The organism is Eilatimonas milleporae, from assembly GCF_003688555.1.
GTDB lineage: Bacteria > Pseudomonadota > Alphaproteobacteria > Sphingomonadales > Kordiimonadaceae > Eilatimonas > Eilatimonas milleporae.
The window spans coordinates 887,993-904,268 of record NZ_REFR01000009.1 but is presented as its reverse complement, the minus strand read 5'-3'; the positions used below and the strand labels follow the sequence as shown (position 1 = coordinate 904,268).

General features: G+C 58.4%; 13 protein-coding genes. 7 read left to right on the top strand and 6 right to left on the bottom strand.

What is annotated here, in order from left to right:
* Nucleotides 1-78 precede the first annotated feature (78 nt).
* Both BXY39_RS04690 and BXY39_RS04685 read right to left on the bottom strand, forming a co-directional pair.
* Entirely contained in the window at nt 79-1,641 is a 1,563-nt protein-coding gene (locus BXY39_RS04690; RefSeq protein ID WP_170163626.1) for an LTA synthase family protein, read from the bottom strand.
* A 23-nt stretch (nt 1,642-1,664) separates the two neighbouring features.
* Nucleotides 1,665-2,999 carry a capsule biosynthesis protein gene (locus BXY39_RS04685; protein ID WP_121937744.1) on the bottom strand — a complete coding sequence of 445 codons (1,335 nt, stop codon included), beginning with the start codon at nt 2,997-2,999 and terminating at the stop codon, nt 1,665-1,667.
* Between the two features lie 649 nt (nt 3,000-3,648).
* On the opposite strand from BXY39_RS04685, the gene BXY39_RS04680 reads away from it, so the two are divergent.
* The 7 genes from BXY39_RS04680 to BXY39_RS04650 all read left to right on the top strand — a co-directional run bounded on the left by BXY39_RS04680 (nt 3,649) and on the right by BXY39_RS04650 (nt 11,483).
* Nucleotides 3,649-4,653 (top strand): KpsF/GutQ family sugar-phosphate isomerase, encoded by a 1,005-nt coding sequence (locus BXY39_RS04680; protein WP_121937634.1) that lies wholly within the window; start codon nt 3,649-3,651, stop codon nt 4,651-4,653.
* A 46-nt stretch (nt 4,654-4,699) separates the two neighbouring features.
* Complete coding sequence (locus BXY39_RS04675; RefSeq protein WP_147453475.1) at nt 4,700-5,554, top strand: ABC transporter permease; 855 nt, start codon at nt 4,700-4,702, stop codon at nt 5,552-5,554.
* A 25-nt stretch (nt 5,555-5,579) separates the two neighbouring features.
* The gene (locus BXY39_RS04670; RefSeq protein WP_121937632.1) at nt 5,580-6,230 is read left to right on the top strand and encodes an ABC transporter ATP-binding protein; all 651 of its coding nucleotides are present in this window, start codon (nt 5,580-5,582) and stop codon (nt 6,228-6,230) included.
* Between the two features lie 74 nt (nt 6,231-6,304).
* Nucleotides 6,305-7,519 carry a KpsE/RkpR family capsule polysaccharide export protein gene (locus BXY39_RS04665; RefSeq protein WP_147453474.1) on the top strand — a complete coding sequence of 405 codons (1,215 nt, stop codon included), beginning with the start codon at nt 6,305-6,307 and terminating at the stop codon, nt 7,517-7,519.
* Nucleotides 7,512-9,218 carry a polysaccharide biosynthesis/export family protein gene (locus BXY39_RS04660; RefSeq protein ID WP_245998961.1) on the top strand — a complete coding sequence of 569 codons (1,707 nt, stop codon included), beginning with the start codon at nt 7,512-7,514 and terminating at the stop codon, nt 9,216-9,218. The genes BXY39_RS04665 and BXY39_RS04660 overlap by 8 nt, the downstream gene beginning before the upstream one ends.
* 7 nt (nt 9,219-9,225) lie before the next feature.
* Nucleotides 9,226-10,260, top strand: a complete 1,035-nt coding sequence (locus tag BXY39_RS04655) for a glycosyltransferase family 2 protein (protein ID WP_121937630.1) — start codon at nt 9,226-9,228, stop codon at nt 10,258-10,260.
* The gene (locus BXY39_RS04650) at nt 10,257-11,483 is read left to right on the top strand and encodes a hypothetical protein (protein WP_121937629.1); all 1,227 of its coding nucleotides are present in this window, start codon (nt 10,257-10,259) and stop codon (nt 11,481-11,483) included. Before BXY39_RS04655 ends, BXY39_RS04650 begins: the two co-directional genes overlap by 4 nt.
* Before the next feature lie 80 nt (nt 11,484-11,563).
* Here BXY39_RS04650 and BXY39_RS04645 read toward each other — a convergent pair whose 3' ends face one another.
* Genes BXY39_RS04645 through BXY39_RS04630 form a run of 4 tightly spaced genes read right to left on the bottom strand, consistent with a single transcriptional unit; the run spans nt 11,564 to nt 16,218 of the window.
* A complete protein-coding gene (locus tag BXY39_RS04645; RefSeq protein WP_121937628.1) occupies nt 11,564-12,142 on the bottom strand; it encodes a hypothetical protein in 579 nt (192 codons plus the stop codon).
* A 3-nt stretch (nt 12,143-12,145) separates the two neighbouring features.
* Nucleotides 12,146-14,032: a hypothetical protein gene (locus tag BXY39_RS04640; RefSeq protein ID WP_121937627.1), complete on the bottom strand. Its 1,887-nt coding sequence runs from the start codon at nt 14,030-14,032 to the stop codon at nt 12,146-12,148.
* On the bottom strand, nt 14,029-15,180 hold the full coding sequence (locus tag BXY39_RS04635; protein ID WP_121937626.1) for a glycosyltransferase: 1,152 nt from the start codon (nt 15,178-15,180) through the stop codon (nt 14,029-14,031). Before BXY39_RS04635 ends, BXY39_RS04640 begins: the two co-directional genes overlap by 4 nt.
* A complete protein-coding gene (locus BXY39_RS04630; RefSeq protein ID WP_147453473.1) occupies nt 15,181-16,218 on the bottom strand; it encodes a hypothetical protein in 1,038 nt (345 codons plus the stop codon).
* Nucleotides 16,219-16,276 lie beyond the last annotated feature (58 nt).

The following is a 16,276-nucleotide window of genomic DNA, read 5'->3' as shown; positions in this document are numbered from 1 at the left end:
TTCTCCGCCGGTCATCGGAAGATGGCCGGGGAGCCCTGAAAAAGATTGTATCGATACCGAAACGATCTTTTTCAGGTATCAGGCCGTTTTGATGTGAGGGATGCCTTCGATATCGAAGCCGGCGGCCTTTAACACCAACCGTCCCAGGTCCCTGACGGCGAGATCACCGGCAGGCGCAAGCTGCCGCGCGCTGTGCCACAGCAGATAATCGACATCGCTATCGTCAAATCCGGCGGCGGAAAAAACATCGCCCAGGGCGGGCTGATGGTCGCCGTACATGGCTATAACGCGGTCGGGCAGTCCGTTCGGAACATGTTGCAGACGCCCGAACAGCGCCAGGGCATTTTCCAGATGCTGGCGGTACAGGGCGAAGGCCAGATTGCCTGTGGGGTCCCCGGCAACCAGATCGTCTTCGTTCATCAGGCCGTGAAAGCGCCCCGCTTCCCAAGGGCCATGGCTTTCGATTGAAATGGCGAAGATGAAACTGGGTTGTCCGCAACCGGCCCCCTCGGACAAAAGCGTATCGATTTTATCGCCGAGCGCGCGGTCGCTGACATAGGGACCGAACCGTTCGGCGCCGGGAAAAGCCTCGATACCCAGAAATGCGTCAAAACCCAGATGGGGCATGACACTGTCGCGGCGGAAGAACCCTTTATGCGCGGGATGAATGCAGATGGTGCGGTAGCCGGCCTCTTTAAGCGCATGGGCGATGGACCACACTGGTTGGTGCGCATATTTGAGATAGGGGTTTATCCAGTCGATACCCAGCGCGGCGATATCGATGCCCGTCAGGAAACTCATTTCCGTCTGCATGGTATAGGCACCCCAGGCCGGAACATCCAGACGTCCGGCCTGGGTCCCGTTTTCTGTAAGGGCATCAAGCGTTTTCCAGCGGAACGCGGCATTCTTTTCCAGTTGGCGGTAAAACCGGGCGATGTCGAAATAGGATTCGCTTTGAATCACCACGATGTCGGACGTCGGTTCACATGGCGCTGGTCCAGAGGCGCGGTTCCACGGTGTGGGCGTTTTCCCCCGGCGGTCCATGAGTAACAACCCGTACAGCAGCATTGCCGGAAACAATCCGAACCGTGCGACATCGCGTCGGGGGTGCCTGTCAATGCCAAGTACCCTGGCCTTGCCTTCATGGATCAGCGCTTTTCCGGCTCTGGACAGTATAGCGAGAACCAGCAGCCAGCCGGCCAGCCCCAGGCCGTAGGCGATGATTGGCGGCAACAGCGTCTGCCGTGCCGCTATGGGCGTGTCCAGGGCGATACAGAAGCCGGCCACAATTCCGATCAGGGCGAAAATACCAATGACGCGCCCGAGACCGATATGGTTGATGTAAAATTCCGGATGCAGGAACAGGTGCCGCGCATTTTCAAAGTCGTGGGCGATGAACGGATCGCGCAGGACCTTGACCTTCAGGTTGGAAATGACCGTCAGACCCCCATAGGTGACAACGATCAGCAATGCGGCCATGCTGATATAGCCGGTGATGCTCAGAAAGGTGGCGAACACCAGCATGCCCAGCAACGGGCTGAGTACGTAAAACAGGTCGGAGCGCGGTGTCGGATCGTCCGTACCGCTTTTGACGAAAGACTCTGCCAGAAACGGCCCAGTTGCCGCCAGGATCAGCGGCATCCAGAACTCCCATGGGCTCGGCATCACGTGGACTCGGCTTTCTCTTCTTCTGACTGCAACACGGCTGCGTTTCCGACCGATCGGCGAACGCGCGGACGGTGGCCGGTGACAACCTCTAATGCCTTGTCGGTCCCGATGTCTATGCCTTTCGCGGTAAACAGGCATCCCTGAATTTGTGTATATGTTTCCACCACATGCCGGAAGGTTTCGAAAACCCCCTTGTCCGGTGGTGTCGGAGCCTGCCAGAATTTCGAAAGGGGGTTCTGGTCGGCAAGACCGGGCAGGTCGTAAATGGCCTGGCCGAGCGCCTTCACCGGCACACCTTGCGACATGGCCGTCAGGCCGCTGGTGCTGTTGACCAGCACGACGCCGAGTGCTCCGTCCAGAAGCCTGTTCAGGTCGCCACCGTCAACGAAATCGACCCGCCCGTCAAGATCAAGCGCCCGCGCCTTTTCCCGGATAAGCCGCCGATAATTGATCACACCGTTGTCAAGGGGGTGGTTTTTGAACAGCAGCCGGGTATCCGGCCTGCCGTGCTTGCAAAAGGACCCCATGACATCCTCTATAAAGTCGGGCACGCCGCCATATCGGCTGTGACGCCTGATCTGTATGTCTGCATTCAGTTGCAAAGGCACCAGATAATAGTCGGAAGCCGCTTCATAGCTGTGCAGCAGCCGTTTGCGTCTGCCGGCAAAAAAAGGCTCGCGGCTGAGGCGCTTCAGCCAGCCGGTCATTTCGGTTGCCGCCAGATAGGGGCGGTGTGTGCGGTAATGAGGAAAGAAAGGGAAACCGAGTATGTTGAACAGTTTATAGGTCAGGTCCATGATGACACGAGGGCGCATGGGCGGTGGCAGATGCGGCGGGTCCGGCCGTGGCGGCGCCTGCGCGGCCAGTGCTTGGATCCGGTCCGCTGTGCGCGGCAGGGCTGAATTTGCATTCGTGCCGAAATGTTCCAGCGTTATCCAGCCCGGCCGGATATAGCCTTCCTCCAGCACGTAAACGTCGATGCCTGCGTCCCTTGCGGCCTGCCGGGCCGGAACATGGATGGGACGGCAGTCGCCGAAAAGAATAATGTCCGTGATTGCCCTTGTCGCGATCAGATCCTGATAGAAACCGGCCAGGGCATTCGCGCGACCTCGGAAGTCAATATGTTCGAGAGGACCGAAAGGGTCGCCGAAGACCCAGTCCCCGCCGCAGAAATTCACGCGAATGACATGGTGTCCCTGTTTGACGAGCTTGTCGGCCAGACGCTTCAGAAAAGGCGTTCCCAATCCTTGCAGGATAAGGACTGTATGCTTGCCGTCAGGGCCATGTGGGCCATGTCTCTGGGGCTGCGGCAAGGTCCTGTGTTGCGTCATGAAAGGTCCTTATGGTTGCCACATTTCCGTGTTGACCTCCAATGGCGGATGAGGATGCCGTGCGCGCCGGATTGTGGAACCGGCAGTGTATCAGGGCTATGTTGTCCCGGACCACTTTGAATCAACGTGGCTCATATGCATTATCTTGTCCGCGTTTGGCTTATCAGATCGGGTATGCCCCTTCAAACGCATTGTGCCCGTCCGATGACGCCTCCGCCACGATGTTCTGAGCGGGAAATCAGAGGTAGAAGCGCGGCACTCTTCATGCGCGAATGGTTGACGCTTTGCGTGCTCTGATCTAAGGGTGGTTGGCAAAGGTGGGCGTACATAAAGCCATATGGTTTAATGACATAGCATACCGGTGGCGACATGGATGACAATCGGATGTGAAGGTGACCGTTTTGGTGCGGTCTTTAGATTTCCTTTCATAACCGCCCGGCCGTTATGGTTGTGTTCAGGTTTGGGCCTGCACACTGCCCTTTGTTAAAGTCCGGTATGAATGTTGTCTCGCAAACAGCCGTGTGATAGCGTGCCGCAGCTTTTTCCGGGCTGATAAAGTTAGAGAGTTTCTGGTTCAGATTTTCGTTGTTGGTCAATGCGTTGACACCGGTCCGTCCGGCTATAATCAAAATAAGGCTTAGGGGTCCTAATGAAGAGTTCTGCGGAAAATCGCGTAGTGGAACTACCGGGGTCGTTGAAAGGCGACCTGAAGCTTGCTGTTGGAAATATCGGCACTGCGTTTCTGAAACAGGGGCAGGCGCTGGAACGGCTGGCCCAGATTTATGATGAGGACAGCTATATAGACGCCATCCGTCTTGCTCTGAAAACGACAGGCCACCTGATCGTTATCGGCATGGGGAAATCCGGCCATGTGGGCCGCAAGATTTCGGCGACGCTGGCATCCACGGGTACGCCCTCTTTCTTTCTGCATCCGGCCGAGGCCAGTCACGGCGACCTTGGCATGGTGACGCCCGGCGATACACTGCTGTTGATTTCCTATTCCGGCGAAACGCAGGAAATCGTCCAGCTCCTGCCGTCCCTCAAGGCGTTTGGCAACCGTATCATTGCCATAACGGGAGCGAAAAAATCGACACTTGGCCGGGCATCGGATGTCGTCCTTGAAATCCCCGTCAGTGAAGAGGTCTGCCCGAACAATCTTGTGCCGACGACGTCCATCGTCGTTACAGCGGCCATCGGCGATGCCTTTGCGATTGCCCTGATGACGCTCAGGGATTTTCACGCAAAGGATTTCGCCCGGTACCATCCGGGCGGTTCCCTCGGGCGCCGGCTTCTGGTCAAGGTGAAGGATGCCATGCTGACCAACAGCGTGCCCGTTGTGCACTCGTCCGCCGTGCTTCTTGAACTGGCGGCTGAAATGGCGGGGGGGCCTGCCGGTGTGGCCGTTGTGATCGATGATGACAATATGCCCATCGGGATTGTGACCAAGGGGCAGCTTGCCGTGGCGCTCAGGGTGACGCGGCGCATCCGCGAGGTGGCCGCCCATCAGTGCATGAGCAAGGAATTTGCGACCATCCAAAAAGATGCTATCGTCGATGAGGCCGAAGCACTGCTGAGACAGCAGAATCTGAAATTCCTCGTTGTCGTCGACGACGAGGGGGCATTTGCCGGCCTGTACCGCCGCGAGGAGCCTTGAAATTCACGGTCTGCCCGGACGGGCGGGCGGACTGTTAGACAGGATCATGGCTGCCACCGACAACGATATGTCCAGTGTTCCATACGGCGGTGCCCGGGGGCGGAACCTACGCCGTGTCAAGCTGGCACGGTCATCCCTGGATATTCAGCGCGACGTTCTGTTCGCCATTTTCCTCCGCGAGCTGAAATCGCGATTCAGCGGCTATGTGCTGGGCAATGTCTGGCTGATCCTGGAACCATTGATGATGATGGTTCTCTTCATCACCCTGTTCGGACTGCGAGGCCGCGGCGAATTCGGTTTTGTTGAACCGCCTGTTTTTATCCTCGCCGCCTTTCTGCCCTTCAAGATGCTGTGGGGCTCGACCATGAAGCAGAATATGACGTCGCGCGGTGCCGCCCTGTCCGTTTTGAATTTCCGTCAGGCCCGCCTGTTTGACATTTTTCTCGCCCGTACCCTGGTGGAGGGCGGCGTGGCGGTTATCGTCGGTATTGTTCTGATGATCGGCCTGGCCTGGCTCGGCGTCAATCCCCTGCCACGGGACCCGCTCAGCATGCTGGGGTATGCCGCGATACTTTGGGTTTTTGCCGCATCGGCCGGCATCCTGTTTTGTGTGGTGTCCAGTTTCTCGCGTGAGATTGAAAAGCTTATCAATCTGATCAATCTGCCGCTTTTGTTTCTGTCGGCGGTTTTTTTTCCGATGACGGCCGTGCCGGAGCCCGCGAGGACATGGATGGCCTATAATCCTCTTGTGCATCCTCTGGAATTGATCCGCGAGGCATGGTTTCCGCTTTATCAGAGCCCGGTTGCCAGTCTGTCCTATTTTGCCTGGTGGACTGTCGGCGCGATGACGCTGGCCCTGGCGAGCTATCGCTTGCAATGGCGACGCATGCTTGCCAGTTGAGCTTATCCGGAGGGTATGCCGCATCATGATCGCTCTCAGAAATCTGGGGAAATACTATCCGACGCGCTTTGGCGCCCAATATGTATTTCGTGGTCTGAATGTGGAAATTCCCGATGACCGCGATGTGGCGATCCTGGGAAAGAACGGTGCCGGAAAATCCACCCTGCTCAGAATTATCGCCGGGATTGATTTCCCCACGGAAGGCGAGGTCGCGACGGACCGGTTCATTTCCTGGCCGCTGGCTTTGACCAGCGGTTTGCAGGGGCTCATGACGGGCCGGGAAAATGTCCGCTTTGTCGGACGTATTCACGGGATCACCGACCTGTCGGCGGTGGAGCGGTATGTTCTTGATTTTTCCGAATTGGGAGAAAAATTCGATCTGCCGGTCAGCAGCTATTCATCGGGTATGCGGTCCCGTTATAATTTCGCCTTGTCCATGGCGATTGATTTTGACACCTATCTTCTGGATGAAGTGATGGCGGTGGGTGATGACAGCTTCCGCAAAAAATGCACCGAGGCACTGAACGAACGGCGCGAACGGTCGAATATTATTCTTGTGTCGCACCAGAAGAATACCATTCGTGATCATTGTAATGCCGCAATTTTACTTGCTTATGGACGTGCGGAATTTTACGAGGATATCGAAAGGGCAATTTACCGTTTGGAACGGCTGTAGCCTGAAAGCATTGGAACCGGCGCCTTGGCAGGTGGACATGGAAGGTGCGGGAGGCTATCGGAACCTTCATGAATATGATGGACTTTGTACGTACTGCGGTGTCCCGCTCACCGGTGCCGTTTGAATGGCTGCATCAGAGGCGGGTGCTGAAAAAGACCCGTGCCGATGCCATGGGCGCGCTTGGCGTGCCCATGCGCGACGTGCGCTCCAGCGTCATGACATTCAGCACTTACCGCTGGGTGCTGGTGGCTGTTGCTCTTGTGGCCGCCTATTACTTTTTTCTTGCCAGCAACCGGTATGTCACGGAAAGCCAGGTCTATGTGCGGTCCATGATGCCGACGGCACAGGTCATGCCCAATCTTCCCATGCTGCCGTCCGCCAATCCGCAAATGCAGGATGCGCTTCTGCTTCGGGAATATATCCATTCCAAGGATATGCTTGTCCATCTGGATACCGTGCTGGGGCTGAACGACCATTTTTCCGGCAGGGACTGGGATATTTTCTCCCGCATGGACAGCGCGCCCACCCGAGAGGGCTTTCTGTCCTATTACCGGGATCGTGTGGAGTTGATCCTGAATCCCGACTCAGGGATTCTAACGATTCGCGTTCAGGGTTTCACACCCGACTATTCCCTTGCCCTTTCCCAGGAAATCAACAAGGAGGCCGAAGCGTTCATCAACCGTGTCGGACAGTCCATCGCGGCCGAGGAAATCGGCTTCATCGAGGGCGAACTGGACCGGGCCAGGGGCAATCTGGCCGATGTGCGCCGGCGTCTTCTGGCCTTTCAGAATGAAAACCAGCTTCTTGATCCCGGCGTCACCACGGCGGCCCGGCAAATGGCGATCAATGAACTGGAAGCGGAACTGGTCCGCCTCAGCGCCGATGAAAAAAGTCTGGCCAGTTACCTGAACGAGGATGCGCCGCAGATCGTTACCCTCAGGGACCGTATTGCCGCGACCCAGGCCCAGCTTGGTGTCGAGCGGGCCAAGCTGACCAGTGAGGAAGCGCAAAGCCTGAACGATGTGGCCGCCGATTTTCAGGAATTGAAGATGGAGCTGGAATTCGCCAGCGATATCTATCAGACGGCACTGATTTCGATCGAAAAGGCCCGGGTCGATGCCTATCGCAAGCTGAAGCATTTGGTCGTGGTGCAGTCTCCTGCCCTGCCGGATGAGGCGCTCTATCCCCGCGGACTTTATAATACCGCGACTGTTTTTGTGGTCTTAAGTCTTGTCTACGGTATTGCTGTTATGTTGATTGCCACGATCCGGGAGCACCGGGATGTTTGATCGTTTGGCCGCTCTCGGCGCCGTGTTTTGCACGCTCGCCGGCCTTCTGGCCGGTATGCCCGCGCCTGTATCCGCCCAGATGCCGTTTCAGATCGCGGGACAGCAACAGCAAAGTCCGCCGCCCGCGCGCCGCACCCCTCCACCTGCTCCGCAGTCCGGGCCCGACGATGAAAGCGATGTCATCACCATTGACGAACGGCGTCAGGTTTTTGGCGATTGGCTGTTTTCCGGTCAGTTCGCGGCCCAGTCATTCGTTGGGTTCAATCCGTCTTACGAAATTTCGGTGGGTGACAAGATTGCCTTGCGCCTGTGGGGGGGCTTCAGTGTTGAAGGCGACCTGTTTGTCGATGCCCAGGGCAACATCTTTATCCCCGATGTCGGGCCGGTGAAGGTTCTCGGCGTCCGCAACGAAGACCTGAATGCCGTGGTGACCCAGGCGGTCAAAAATGTTTATCGCAAGAATGTCGGTGTCTATGCCTCTCTTGGCGGTGCGGAACCGGTCAAGGTGTTCGTGACCGGCTTTGTCATGCGCCCCGGTCTGTATGCCGGTCATGCCTCTGACTCCGTTCTGTTTTTTCTGGACCGGGCCGGCGGGATCAACCCGCGCCGAGGCTCCTACCTGAATGTCGAGGTCCTGCGCGAGGGCCGTCTGCATCGCAGTATCAATCTGTATGATTTCATCCTCTCCGGCGATCTGCCGACGTTCCAGATGGCGGACGGCGATACACTGGTGATCCGTCCGGTCAAGGCCCAGGCTGGGGTCTTTGGCGAGGTACAGAACCCTTATCTCTTTGAATTTCAGGGCTCCGAGACCCGTGTCAGGGATCTCTTGGCCAATGCGCGCCCCTTTCCGCAGGCCACCCATGTCCGTATCAGCCGCAACAGCCGCCTCAAGGAAGAGGTGGAATATATGCCCCTTGCAGCGGCGCAGGAGATCACGATCTTTTCGGGCGATGTGCTGGAGGTGACATCGGACAAAAATCAGGGCACGATTTCCGTACGCGTCGAGGGGGAGCATTTTTCCGCCAAGGAATTTGTCCTGCCTTACGGTGCGCGTCTTGGCGATCTGATGGAGCAGATCGATCTGGGTGTGAACTCCCAGCCCGAAGCGATCCAGTTGATGCGCAAAAGCGTCCAGGAACGCCAGAAGGAAATGCTTCAGGCACAATTGCGGGCTTTGGAAAGCAGTGTTCTGACGGCCCGTTCCGCAACGGCCGAAGAGGCCAATCTGCGGGCCCGCGAGGCAGAGTTGATTTTGCAATGGGTGGCCCGTGCCAGGGATATCGAGCCGAAGGGGCAGGTGACGCTGGCCGGCGCCGTCAGGCGGGATGAAATCCTGCTGGAGTCCGGCGATATCGTGCGTATCCCAAGGCGCAGCAACCTGATTATGGTCCACGGGGATGTATTGTTTCCGAATGCTATCGCCTTCCGCTCGGGGCAGACGGTGGAGGATTACATCAATCAGGCAGGCGGTTTCACCCAGAATGCCAAGGTATCCAATGTTTTGATTCTACACCGTAACGGTAGTTTCAAACGCCTGACCCGGCGCCAGCTCGATGATCGCGATGTGGGCCTCGCGGCGGGAGACGAGATTTTCGTCCTGCCCAGGGTGGACACGAAAAATCTGCAGATCACCAAAGACATCATCTCCATCTTTTATCAGCTGGCCCTGTCCGCTGGCGTTGTCCTCAGGCTGTAGGCCGGCGATGCCGACGGACGGTGTGCAGACGGAAAGCGGTCTTGCCCGGTCCGGCGGTGCGGGAAGGACCCGGCGGCGCCTGGTGAAATTTGTCCGTCAGCCGCAGGCGTATCTGCTTGATTCCCGCCATGCGGTTCTACGTATGGCGGGCAGGCGACTGCGGGCATGGGAGCGGAAAAGGCTGCTGACCGCGGGACGCCGGGCCGGCGATATCCCGGTGACCGTGATCATGACGGCGTACGATACCGGCCCTTATGTGGACGCGGCGGTCCGGTCGGTTCTGGAACAAACCCATCGGCGGCTGGAACTGATGATCATCGATGACGCCAGCCGCGACGACACAATGATCCGCCTGAACAAGCTGGCGGCCGGCGACCCGCGTATCCGCCTGTTTCACAGCCCCATCAATCATGGCACCTACTGGTCGAAAAACTGGTGCCTGAAACGGGCCCGGTCCGAATTCGTGGCCTTTCACGACAGTGACGATGTCTCCCATCCCGACCGCTTGCGTCTGCAACTGGGGGCCATGCTGGCGGCCAACAACCGTGTCGCCTGTACCGTACGCTGGCGCCGGATCGGCGATGACGGTCGTGTCGTGACCGTGGACGGAAAAAAAGACCGCCTGGCGGCGATTTCTCTGATGGTGCGACGGGATATTGTCCTGAAACGGGCCGGATTTTTCGACTCTGTCCGCATCGCTGCCGACACCGAATATATCAGACGCCTGGAGCGGATCTTCGGTATGGGAGCGGTCGCCCATTTGCGCCATGTCGTTTATGATGGTCTTTTGCGGGACGGGTCGTTGACCAGGGCACCGGGTGCGGGTTTTGACTGGCATGGGACCGGGACCTGTGTGATCCGCCAAGTGACCGGAGACCGCGCGGCTTATTATGACGCTTTTGACGGGTGGCATCGCGGGGCCGGGGATACGGATGCCCTGTATCGCCCGTTTCCGGCTGCAACGCGGCCTTTTGCCGTGCCACCCGCCCTTGTCAGGGGCGCGGATGACAGCCGTGAAGATCAGGTTGAGGTGATCGTATGAGTCAAAGACAGGATGCAGCGGGTACACCGGAGACGGTCAGGCCTCATCGCCGCGATCTTGTCGCATTGATGCCGCCCGGCCCGTTCCGTGAATTTTTTCAAAAAATGCCGCAATTGGGCTGGCCCGCCTTTATCCGTGGCTGGAAGCCGGAAGACCTTGTGATTGCCGACGCCGATTTTTTGAAAGTGTTCCGCGATCGTTTTGGCGCGCTTGACTGCCGCACGGCGGACCCGGTTCAGGCCGGAACGGCCGTGCGTGAAACATCCGGACGTGTTCTGGTTTTGACCAGGGGGGATGAGCGCGGTCTTGTTACCCATTTGCGCGCGTCGCATCCCGACAGGTGGGTTGCCTCCGCCATTTACGATCTGGCACCGAACAGCACATCCCGTACGCCGCGCATGTCTCCGATCGGTCCGCCCGATCTTTCACGGATATCCCGATACCTGAAAACACGCCCGACTGTCGTCCTGACGACACCGGGTTCGGATGCGGAATATCTGGCCAGACTGATGGAGCAGACCGGTCTTGGCCGTCCGCTCGAATATCTGCCGCGCGCCATTGCCGCCTGGGGCGCCCATTCGGGCCGTTTCAATGCCACGCGGTATCTGCTGTCAGCCCTTGAACGACATAAGGGCAACACACCATTCTCACTGATGCTGTACAGCGATGTCATCGGTCGACTGACGGAAAATACATCCTTTACCTGGTCGCGCCTGTGCCGTCTGATCAAACGCGCGGATGCCCGCGTTGTGGTGTTCGGTCGCCGGGACAAGGTTTTTCAGGCCGGACTGCAGGGAATCCTGGGCCGGACCATACACAGATCGATCTGGAGCATGCCGGAAACCGTCCGGGCCCAGTCCACGCTGCGACCGGACAGTTTCGATACGGTCAGTGAAATATTGTTCGACCTGATCTCATCCGAAAAAACGCTGGAGCATCATCTGCGCGGGATCGAGGTCAAGATGCTGTATCTGGAAGAACTGGTCGAGCGGCCGAAAGAAGTCCTGACCGGTCTGGCGCAGTTTCTGGACCGTCCCATGACTGGGGCAGGGGTCGATGTATCCGATTTTGTGCGCACATATCGCACGGCGGGGGCCCTGATTGCCAATGTCGGGGCCTTTCGCCGTGAATTGATCGACCGCTTGGGTCTTCATGTGAATGTTCATGGCTCCTACAGCGGTTTCAGCGAGATACAGTTGGCACCGGACCGTGCGGTATCCTGACCGGCGACCTGTATGCCTCATGCGCCCCTGTCTTAACCGACCCCTGTCTTAACCGGTCTCTGTCTTAACCGTACCCCGTCTTAATGCCCTGTGACTTTAACCCGGCTGACACCCAGGCTGGCATGTCTGTCGTCGGACCCCGGAAGCATTTTTAGCCCAGGGGCCTGAAGACGCAGAATGGCGCATGGCAGGCCCTGATCGGGCAGGGTGGGGATCTGCCCCTGGAAGTGCCAGCGTCTGAGGCCAAGCCGGCGGAATTTTCCGTCCACCGGGCAATCGTCGACAAAAAGACTGGCGCCTTTCAGGAAGCGCCCGCGTTGAATACCGTATCCATCGATTTCAATATGGGCGCCGTGCTCCAGCACCACGGGCAGCATAAGGGTGCCAAGGCGTTTCATCCACCGGTATGGGGTGCCGCGTGGTCCTGTTTGCAGATCGCTCCACCCCGTACCCAGAAACGCTTCCCCTTCCGCCAGGGCTTCGAATGTCCGGGGTCTTGCCGGTGGATTTTCGCGGTGTGTCCGCCCAGTCGTCATCGCGGCGCGTTCCCGTTCGAACCGCTGTCTTTGTGCGTCCAGCAGGCAGTCGGTAAAGTCGACGGCCGCACGCGAAAGATGCGCCTGTTTCAACGACGATCTGCTGATATCCCGTGTGCCCATGGCTTATGCCTTTTTACTGTCGCAAAGGATGAAGCGGGTTTGCCGAAGTCTTTCTCGCAGGTCGTCCAGCGGTAACAGGAACAGGCCATCATGGGCAAGAAGACCGATATCCAGACATAGAAGTCCGCCCCGTTCAATGGCCACTCTGGCAGGTCTGTCACGATCCAGATGCTGACTGTTGAAGGAATCCGCGATCAGAAAAGGCCCGGTGTCCGTTTCGATGAACATTGTCGTCCAGCGGGACCGACCGGCCAGCAGGATAAGCGTGATGCCGTCCATGGATGTGCGCGGACGCCACAGCAGGCCCTGATCCCGGTCTATGGACCAGTCACTGTCGTAAAGCCGGTCCGTTTCTTCATTTCTGACCCGAAATGACCATTGTGTATCAAGATGTAACGGGTCTTGCGCAAAGTCGGCAGGGATATCGCTGAAATTGCACACGGCATCAACCGGCCTTAGCCCTTCCGGCATTGCCTGCCGGGTGCCGGGGTCAAAATGCGTGGCTTCAAACCCCAGCCGTGGCAGCAGCAGCGGATGGGGCAGGCCGCTCATCGCTTCAAGGGCTTTGGCCGTTTCGGGCGCGGCAAAGCGTGTGCTGGCCATGGCGTTCATGTCGGGCATGATCTGGCGTAGAACCGCGTTTCCCGGAACGGCTCCGACCATGGCAATTCGTCCGTGTGGTGGAGTTTTGCACCCATGCCTATGGGTCTCGTTTTCCAATGGCGTGGGCGTTTCCCGCAGCGGTGGCAGGGGTGGACACGGCGGGCAGGGTGACACCGCATAGCAGTCTGTTAGAAGTGGCGCCGGATCGTGGATCGGACATATCTCAAACTGCTCTGTGTCCGTGCGCGCATCCAGGTCACCAAGAAGCGCCAAAATAATGGTTGCCGCCGTCTCCGCTCCTGCAAATGGCGGCATTCGTACAATGCCCCGCCCATGGATTTCAGGGCCCCAGCCGGTTCCGGGGACCAGCACGGGACACTGGCAGGCCTTGGCGCGCAATGCCGGTACGGACACACTGCGTATCAGGGCATCATCAAGATCGACCACAAGATCGGCCTCGGCAATCGCCTCGGACAGTCCGGCATCGCCAGGTCCCATGGCCTGTATCGTAGCAATCAGCGGCAACACGGCCAGCGCCTCTTCCAGGTGCGCCATGACTGCTTCTCCCGGACCTTCCTGGCCGAGAATGCACAATACCGCAGGGCTGGAGCGGCCGGATTGCCGCGGTTCTGTCTTCAAAGGGGGAAGGGTAACGGTGACACCGGTGTCTGTGTGGCTGTCCGGAATGCCGCTTGCCGGCGGGTCCGTTCGCGCGAAAGCCGCGGCCCGTTCGCTTGGGAAGAAAACCGCCGTGGCAAGGCGGCGGATGAAACCGGTTCCCGACAGTTCCCCGAAAAAAGCGTTCGATATCCGTTGCTGTTCCAGCGCCTGAAGAAGGGGGGCTGCATTTTTGCAGGCACTGAACTGCTCGGTTAGCCACGATATGTCGTCAAGGCTGCCGTCCGTTTCTGCCGCGGTGGCCTGTGCCTGTCCACTCCGGTACCAGGCGCGCCGCAAGTCGTGCAGCGTCATATCCGCAAGCAACGCCGGTGCGGGCAACCGCCGCATCAGGTCCAGCACATAACAGCTGTCACCGGAATTGCCGACAATATAGAGCCGTTTACCGCGTGCGATCCCCTCGCGGTGCGGAGATTTGCCCAGATCCCGTATTGTGATAACGGCAATGCCGTTGGCAGGTCGCGGCCGGGGCGGCGCGAAACTGTCCTGAACACAGAAAACGCGATATTCATCGGCCAGGCTTTCCGCGATATAGGCGGTCAAGGCCGCTTCGGCGCCGCGCGCCGGCGGCAACGGCCCGATCAGATACAGCGGCGCGCCTTCCGTCATGCCTGCGTTTCCCCTTGGACCCCGACAGGTGGAAACAGGCGGTCAAAAGCCTGCTCCTGCGCCGCATGATAGCTTTGAATGCTGTTCTGCCCGGCCGTTTTCAGGGCGTGTATTTCTGTGCTGTTCCGCGACAGGGCAGCAAGCATCGCACACAGTGCGTCAAGGTCCGGGCAGGTGTGTGCATCATGGTTGGCCTGCAACCCGATCATGGCATGGCTGGTGGCAACCACTGGGAGCCCGGATGCCAGGGCCTCCACCGTCTTGATCTTCAGTCCGGACCCCCCGATATTGGGCGCGATCAGCAGGTCCAGGCGGGAAAAGAATGTCTCCGCATCCTCGACATATCCCAATATCTCAGCGCCGCTGTCGTCTGAAAGCAGCCTGCCGGCCGATCCTGCGATCACCAGGGTGCAATGGGTATCCATATGGGGCGTGCGTTGCCAGGCCGCCTGCAATTCCGTGAGCATATGCGCATTGACAGGATTGTCGCTGGCCATCAATCCGACCCTTAAGAGCGCGGAAGGCTGCGGCGTGCGTATGGCCCGGTCCCGTGGGTTGGTCAGATGACCGATCGTGACCACCTCAGAATCAATACGTTTCCGGAATGATTCAGCCTCCCCCTGTTGTATGGCAATCACGGTACGGGCGCGGTTCAGGCCTTTGGCCTCCTCGGTCGCGGTGGTGGAAAACCAGCTTTTCTCTATGCCGGCGGCGGTCAAAAGAGCGTGCCGCCCGGCAAAGATATCATGCGTGTCGATAAAAGTGGGGATGTCCGCCGGTACACGTGTGAGCCAGCGTGCAAACCAGACATAATTTGCGATACAGGCGCCGACCTCCCAACGGGCCAGAATGCCCTCGACCACCGGGTCCAGACGGTCGTCATACCAGTCGTCGATCAGATGATGGTCAGGGTGTGACTGGCGGCGGCGTCCCGGTATTGCGGGAATAATATGAACATGATCCCAGGCGGCCCGCATGGCCAGTTCCTGATCCCGCGTGATCCCTTCAAAACCGCCATACACGAAATGAATGACATGCCCGCGTGTTTTCAAGGCCCGGCAAAAGGCATTCAGACGTGCCCTGTTACCGTGATTGAGTGGGTGGGTCGGAATGGGGGAGGTGACGAGGATATGCATCCGGCCGGCCATCTATCCTTGGGGTTTGGATTTGGTCTGTTCGTCATCCAGCTGCTTTTGCAGGGCTGCGATGTCTGCCCGCATGCGAACCAGGGCTTCCGTCTGCAACAGGACAAGCTTGGTCAGACCGGAAAGCCTGTCTGTGGGGGTTTTGGGGGTATTTTTGACGGCCAGCCAGTCCTTGAAGGGCTTTCCCTGAAAGAAGGTTTCGTGCAGCCAGCTGTTTTCCTCCCTATAGGCTGCCAGGATTCGTTTTCGCGCTTCCGCGCCCAGGCCGTCCGTTCCGTCCGGTTTCAGGATATCCGCCGTTGTTTTCAAAAAGGACAGCACCCTGTTGTCATGCAGGCCCTCATACATGGCCGGTGCCTCGGACAGAATGGCGATCACATCGTCGGGCAGTGATATGTTCGCGTCTTCGACACGTTCAAATTCGGCGATATCAAATCCCGTTGCCGTGGTGAAATCGGTGAGAAGGTCGCCGCCTGTCAGACACTCCCTTTTCAGATACTGGACATGCATGCGCTCACGGCCGATCAGATCGTGCCACCCTTTCAGCGCCCGGCGGAACAGCGGTACATTTTTTTGCAGATGACGCTCGATATGGCGGTCGAGTTTGCTGCCCTCCTTGAAATGCCACTGTTTCCAGGCGGACAGAATCCAGTCGTCCTGACGGCGGACATACATGATGACCCGTGGTTCAAAGACATCCAGCAGCCCCTCGAACAATATGGCGGTCCGCAACTGGCCCAGGTTTTCAGCCGAAAGGATGGCCCCGTCCAATCCTGCGTCCAGGATCTCGGTGTGCAGGGTTTCCAGGCCGGCCGCTAGGCTTTGGCGCCGGTCTTGCTCCGGTTTTCGGAGAAGCTTTTCAAAATACCCGACGGGAAAGTCCACCGCCCGGCCACTGTGGTCCAGTGTCATCTTATGGCCGACAATGCCGAGGCCCTCGCGCTGAAACCGTGCCACGTTGGCGGCCAGAAACTCCTGTATGGTGCTGCTACCGCATTTTGCATAGCCGGCATGGATATAGAGAAGCGGCTTTTTGGTCACACGGGACCTCCGGAAATGATTGATGTTGCCTCTGTGAGGCTCGGGCCTGTCCGCGTCC

What these genes read in the sequence shown, in the direction of transcription:
- BXY39_RS04675 (WP_147453475.1), top strand. Translation starts at nt 4,700, where the DNA reads ATGGCTGCCACCGACAACGATATGTCCAGTGTTCCATACGGCGGTGCC.
- BXY39_RS04670 (WP_121937632.1), top strand. Translation starts at nt 5,580, where the DNA reads ATGATCGCTCTCAGAAATCTGGGGAAATACTATCCGACGCGCTTTGGC.
- BXY39_RS04685 (WP_121937744.1), bottom strand. Translation starts at nt 2,999, where the DNA reads ATGACGCAACACAGGACCTTGCCGCAGCCCCAGAGACATGGCCCACAT.
- BXY39_RS04640 (WP_121937627.1), bottom strand. Translation starts at nt 14,032, where the DNA reads ATGACGGAAGGCGCGCCGCTGTATCTGATCGGGCCGTTGCCGCCGGCG.
- BXY39_RS04635 (WP_121937626.1), bottom strand. Translation starts at nt 15,180, where the DNA reads ATGGCCGGCCGGATGCATATCCTCGTCACCTCCCCCATTCCGACCCAC.
- BXY39_RS04650 (WP_121937629.1), top strand. Translation starts at nt 10,257, where the DNA reads ATGAGTCAAAGACAGGATGCAGCGGGTACACCGGAGACGGTCAGGCCT.
- BXY39_RS04680 (WP_121937634.1), top strand. Translation starts at nt 3,649, where the DNA reads ATGAAGAGTTCTGCGGAAAATCGCGTAGTGGAACTACCGGGGTCGTTG.
- BXY39_RS04690 (WP_170163626.1), bottom strand. Translation starts at nt 1,641, where the DNA reads ATGCCGCTGATCCTGGCGGCAACTGGGCCGTTTCTGGCAGAGTCTTTC.
- BXY39_RS04655 (WP_121937630.1), top strand. Translation starts at nt 9,226, where the DNA reads ATGCCGACGGACGGTGTGCAGACGGAAAGCGGTCTTGCCCGGTCCGGC.
- BXY39_RS04660 (WP_245998961.1), top strand. Translation starts at nt 7,512, where the DNA reads ATGTTTGATCGTTTGGCCGCTCTCGGCGCCGTGTTTTGCACGCTCGCC.
- BXY39_RS04645 (WP_121937628.1), bottom strand. Translation starts at nt 12,142, where the DNA reads ATGGGCACACGGGATATCAGCAGATCGTCGTTGAAACAGGCGCATCTT.
- BXY39_RS04665 (WP_147453474.1), top strand. Translation starts at nt 6,305, where the DNA reads ATGATGGACTTTGTACGTACTGCGGTGTCCCGCTCACCGGTGCCGTTT.